Source organism: Buttiauxella sp. B2 (assembly GCF_006376615.1).
GTDB lineage: Bacteria > Pseudomonadota > Gammaproteobacteria > Enterobacterales > Enterobacteriaceae > Buttiauxella.
Genome location: NZ_VEXQ01000054.1, coordinates 1 through 4,627, shown reverse-complemented (window position 1 = coordinate 4,627; position 4,627 = coordinate 1). Strand labels below are relative to the sequence as shown.

Genomic DNA, 4,627 nt, shown 5'->3' with positions numbered 1-4,627 from the left:
TACGTGAAGCGGTAAAACGTATTGAACAACTAAAAAGCGAAGATTCATATGATGATGTCATGTTTTCTTTGTTGAAGCTGGCAAGCCATGAACTTCAAAAGTCAATTCTTACCGGGTTAATGGCGGGGGTGATGTGTGAACAAGAGTTGAAAAATAGGTGAGGCCGCAAAAGCGGCCTGACTTATGGCATTTCTGCGTGAATACTTGTCCCCAATCCCCCCGCAAAATCTCAGATTTCACGTAGCGCAACGTGCTTCCTGATACCATCAAAATGCCGTTCTATTACGGTTTTAAATTATCCATTCTCAGGGGTTTTTAGCAGGTAGACGCCTTTCCACCATGAATCGAAAGAAATACTATCATCGCAGCGCATAAACGTGCCGTTACGCTTGGCTACAACCGTAAGATAACCTCTGTTTTTGCCACATGTTTTATCAAAAAACTCTGTTGCTTTAATCATATTATCAACACCTACGACTGAGGGGGAAACCAGTTCTTTAGCCAGCCATGTTGGATAGGTTTCGGTATTAACCCATACAAGGCGCTCAATGAATGAAAAGAATACACATACAAGACCAATTGCCCAGCACGTATTAACCAATAATCTTAATGCCCTAAAGAGAATATATTTTGAATGCTTAAATGGAGAAACTATAAGCGGCAATAATATTATGACGCTGGTTGCTAAAGCGACATATAGTAAACCCCATGATTTCACATATGCTGAAAATGCCACTATCATTACGAACAGTATAATTATTGGTAAGTGCTTTTTTATATTACCTGTATTCATTTTCATTTTGTAAACCTTAATTCAAGCTTGCAATTTTTATGTAAAAACGCTGTGAATTTTAACATCATTAGTTATTCGCAAAAATAAAAATACCAGCAAATACCAGCAAAGAAACAAGGTGCTGCAATAGCTAATGAACAGAACGTAATTGCTAAATCAGTAGGCATTTCTGTGGGTATATTACAAGATATAGCTATAAAGGTTCCGAGCAAAACTAAAAGAGAGCAACCAGATACTGCGCACAGAGCACAAAATTTTTGATTTTCCTCGGTGCCATCTTTTGTTTTTGAAATGCAGAAAACCATAAACCAAAAAATCATCAGCAACACCGCTGTTAGCACTGATATGGAAATCCTGAAGGCTTGATTATGATTGATTTGGAACCAGGCTCCGCCCTTGCCAATTAAATAGAAGGTGCCAAAAAAGATGACTACTGCACTTATTGTGAGGAATACAAAAGTAATGCCTTTCACAATGCTAATAAAACTATCCTTCATTATTGAGATTTCAGTGTCGGTAAAACTATGTGTGATTCTCATTTATTAACACTCCATGATATGTCTCTTCAAGACAGCTTATTTCAAACTCTGCGGTGAGTTCGACCTCTTCCCATGTTCACAAGTTCACAAGTTCAAACATGCTGCGCTCAAACACTGAGATCGAAATATTAAATTTGTTCTTTTCTGACGGCAGTAATCGGACAAGCTCATAGCCATAGCCAAAATCAGTAAAATCCACAATGACCGTCAGTAGTTTATTCAAATTATTCAGCGCCAGTGTCAGTTCGCGCGGTTCCTGTGACTTAACAGTCTTTTCTTTGGCGCTGGTAAACAGAAAATCAAGGCGGCGGTAATATTCCAGCATTATTTTACCTGGCATATGCCCTTCCTCTTTAAGCCCTGCTTCCATATTGAGTGCCACTGCCAGCGCGGTAGCCAGTAACTCAGTCGCTTCACTGGCGAGATCGTCCGGCGTTTTCACGCTGGTAGTGACCACAAAGGGCAGACGCTTGTTCTCAGCGATATACTGATACAGCAGGGTAATCGCCTGTGTCGGTGTGGCTCCGGCGATCTGCATCGCTTCATCGGCGCTTTGCTTGAGTTCAGCGTCAATACGCACATTCACGTTTACTGTAGCCATTATTTGCCCCCTTTCTCTGTGACCTGTCGAATGAAGCAGAACGTGAGATAGACAGCGGTGTAACCTGCTGCGATAGTAATAATAGGACTTAATATATGGGCGTATACGGCGTACAGTAAGCCGAGTGATTCACCCATATTATCTTTCATGCGCGTGGCACTTTCTGTTGTAAATCTGGACTGGAAATAAATACCGTATACTGCCAGCGTATAGCAAAGTGCAATTACGGCCTCCGATACTTTTGTACGGGGCTTTGACCAGCGATGTTTCATTATCTGTCACTCCTGTTACTGGAATAAATCAATCTGGTTTTCACGGACGTTATAAATCCGGGCGGTTTCTTCGCGCCGGATTTTGTCCTGTTCAGCATAGAAATTACAGCGGCGCTGATAGTCGCCATTATTTTTCTCTATCACATAAATCAGGTAGGTGGGATCAGCCGGGTATACACCGCTTTGCCATGCTTTTTTAATAACCGCTCGCGTGTTTATATCACATGCAAAATACAGTTTCCGGGCGCTACGCCACTGGTTAGTGCGGAACGTTCGCATATTCATTTCAGACTGGATATTAAGTGCTTCACGGCGTTGTTTTTCTGCTTCCAGTGAACTCTGCGGCGTTGTAAGCTGGTCGGAAATAAGAGGATACCGGGCAATCAGTTTATTCTGTACGCGCTGCGGCTTGCGTAAATAAGCGGCCTCTTTCGCTGGCGTCCAGTGATAAGAATAGCGTGGTTCGCGCTTGAATATCATTTCCGGCTCCCGGCAATCGTAACGCACTATTGCGTTACAGATTATATTAGCGTCGGACAGAGTTAATGTAAAGCAAGGTTGCGTTACAGAAGTTCTTTTTTAGTCGCGTCGTTCCGTCAATTCTCGCGCTCAATCCCCCCCGCAAAATCTCAGATTGCACGTAGCGCAACGTGCTTCCTGATACCATCAAAAAAACTCACCAATATTTTTTGCAATGCAAAACACTTAACTCACTGTAAAACAACAAATCATCTTCGCGCCGGTTGCGCATCGGGCGCGTTGACCATTGCGTTTCTCAGCTGCGACCGCTCCAGATATTTTGAACAAGATTTTACGCGCTCCGGGGCGCATTCCGGTAAACTGTCCGGGCGTCACTGGCTGGCGCTCCGGTGTCTGCGTCCGGGCTTGTTCCAGGCACCGGAACCCCTCTCCTTTTAATTCCCGTACCACTTTGGACACAAAGGGTATTCTGTCCAGCCAACCAGAATCAAGATATACACACATATAAGTATACATACCTTGTGTTTATGCGCATATGTGTGTATAATTATTTTCAGGTTAGGGAGGATAAATGAAATCTGCTGACCTGATTAAAGAACTGGTAGCTGTCGGGTGTGAACTGAAACGGCATAACGGAGGGAGTCACCAGATTTGGTGGTCGCCCATAACCGGAAAAACATTCCCGGTTCCGCATCCGAAAAAGGATTTACCCCTCGGCACTGTCAGAGCTATCAAAAAAATGGCGGGGATCTGATCCCCGCCGACTTTGGAGGTTACTATGTTTTTTTCAGTAGGAGTTGAAACTCCAAAAGATAATGGGACTGCCTACGGTATCAGCGTACCTGCACTGGACGGACTTGATTATGGTTGCGTGTCTGCGGCAGATGAACAGGCTGATATTCCCGTTATGGCGCGTGAAGCCATCCTGAGTGTAGTTGAAGAGATGATGGTGAACGGTTCGCATTCTGTGGAGGATATAAAGGATGCCGGATTTATGGTTTATGCTGCCAGCCCGGATTATGCACACTGTGATACCTGGTTTGTGATAGATGTAGACCTGAAAGGATTTGAAGGTAAGCAGCAGCGGGTTAACATTACCCTTCCAGACGTACTGGTTAAGCGTATTGACGGCTATATCAGTGAACGAAGGATCTATAAAGACAGAAGCCATTTTCTTGCTACCGCAGCACGTCATGAACTTTCTGGAAAATAACGATTCAGGTTTTTTTTCAAAAAATAAAATAGGAAAATGAAATGCCTTTAATTATTGTGTTTCTTTGTTTTCTTCCTGGTATCGCTTCATTGGGCGGGTTTTCACAGGAAGTTATTTTGTTGGCAGCAATACCCGCATTAATAAGCGTTATTATGATTGCTCATGAATGTAATTTTCTTAATATTTTATTCGGCATTTTCACCATTTGTTTTATATGTGCTTTAGATTGGATGTTCATAACAAATAATATCATTCATTATTCGTGCGTTGGGATTGAAATTATCTTGGCAATTATTATTGTTTTTTATCTGATACCAAAGAGATTTGGGTTTTTCAATGGTCAAAATTAGAAGCGGAAGTGTTATAATTATCTCAAGTTAAACATACAGCGAGATCATGATATGAGCCGCAAAAATAAAGCATTTGATATACCTACCTTTCATGAATCAGTAAAAATAGAGTATGAAGCTGGCTTGATCACATTGAAACAAGCCGCGATTGAATTTTATAAGGGAAACTGGACACCTTTTGTAGACCTAGAATATACAAAGAAAAAATTAGGGATTTAGAAACCAAATAGCCCCGCTACAGCGGGGCATACAATACCCCTTCGATAACGGGATCGCCAACGTGAAAAATGAACTGAATATGGAATCAATACGTGAAGCGGTAAAACGTATTGAACAACTAAAAAGCGAAGATTCATATGATGATGTCATGTTTTCTTTG

Annotated in this window: 9 protein-coding genes; 4 read left to right on the top strand and 5 right to left on the bottom strand. The window is 42.1% G+C overall.

The annotated features are described in order from the left end of the window. Positions 1–295: 295 nt before the first annotated feature. The 5 genes from FH968_RS23260 to FH968_RS23235 form a co-directional block, all read right to left on the bottom strand. Positions 296–799, bottom strand: coding sequence for a hypothetical protein (locus FH968_RS23260; RefSeq protein ID WP_139883814.1), 504 nt, complete (start codon positions 797–799; stop codon positions 296–298). 65 nt (positions 800–864) lie between these two features. Then, positions 865–1,332: a hypothetical protein gene (locus FH968_RS23255; RefSeq protein ID WP_139883811.1), complete on the bottom strand. Its 468-nt coding sequence runs from the start codon at positions 1,330–1,332 to the stop codon at positions 865–867. 76 nt (positions 1,333–1,408) lie between these two features. Further along, positions 1,409–1,933 carry a type II toxin-antitoxin system RelB/DinJ family antitoxin gene (locus FH968_RS24015; RefSeq protein WP_223271386.1) on the bottom strand — a complete coding sequence of 175 codons (525 nt, stop codon included), beginning with the start codon at positions 1,931–1,933 and terminating at the stop codon, positions 1,409–1,411. Beyond that, on the bottom strand, positions 1,933–2,205 hold the full coding sequence (locus tag FH968_RS23240) for a hypothetical protein (RefSeq protein ID WP_139883809.1): 273 nt from the start codon (positions 2,203–2,205) through the stop codon (positions 1,933–1,935). The genes FH968_RS24015 and FH968_RS23240 overlap by 1 nt, the downstream gene beginning before the upstream one ends. 15 nt (positions 2,206–2,220) lie before the next feature. Next, positions 2,221–2,685, bottom strand: coding sequence for a hypothetical protein (locus tag FH968_RS23235; RefSeq protein ID WP_139883807.1), 465 nt, complete (start codon positions 2,683–2,685; stop codon positions 2,221–2,223). Between the two features lie 571 nt (positions 2,686–3,256). On the opposite strand from FH968_RS23235, the gene FH968_RS23230 reads away from it, so the two are divergent. Genes FH968_RS23230 through FH968_RS23765 form a run of 4 tightly spaced genes read left to right on the top strand, consistent with a single transcriptional unit; the run spans position 3,257 to position 4,467 of the window. Beyond that, positions 3,257–3,439: a type II toxin-antitoxin system HicA family toxin gene (locus FH968_RS23230; RefSeq protein ID WP_139883806.1), complete on the top strand. Its 183-nt coding sequence runs from the start codon at positions 3,257–3,259 to the stop codon at positions 3,437–3,439. 24 nt (positions 3,440–3,463) lie between these two features. Then, positions 3,464–3,898, top strand: coding sequence for a type II toxin-antitoxin system HicB family antitoxin (locus tag FH968_RS23225; protein WP_139883803.1), 435 nt, complete (start codon positions 3,464–3,466; stop codon positions 3,896–3,898). Between the two features lie 41 nt (positions 3,899–3,939). Beyond that, on the top strand, positions 3,940–4,248 hold the full coding sequence (locus FH968_RS23220; protein WP_139883800.1) for a hypothetical protein: 309 nt from the start codon (positions 3,940–3,942) through the stop codon (positions 4,246–4,248). A 51-nt stretch (positions 4,249–4,299) separates the two neighbouring features. Continuing rightward, positions 4,300–4,467, top strand: a complete 168-nt coding sequence (locus tag FH968_RS23765; RefSeq protein WP_189389350.1) for a hypothetical protein — start codon at positions 4,300–4,302, stop codon at positions 4,465–4,467. Positions 4,468–4,627: the final 160 nt, after the last annotated feature.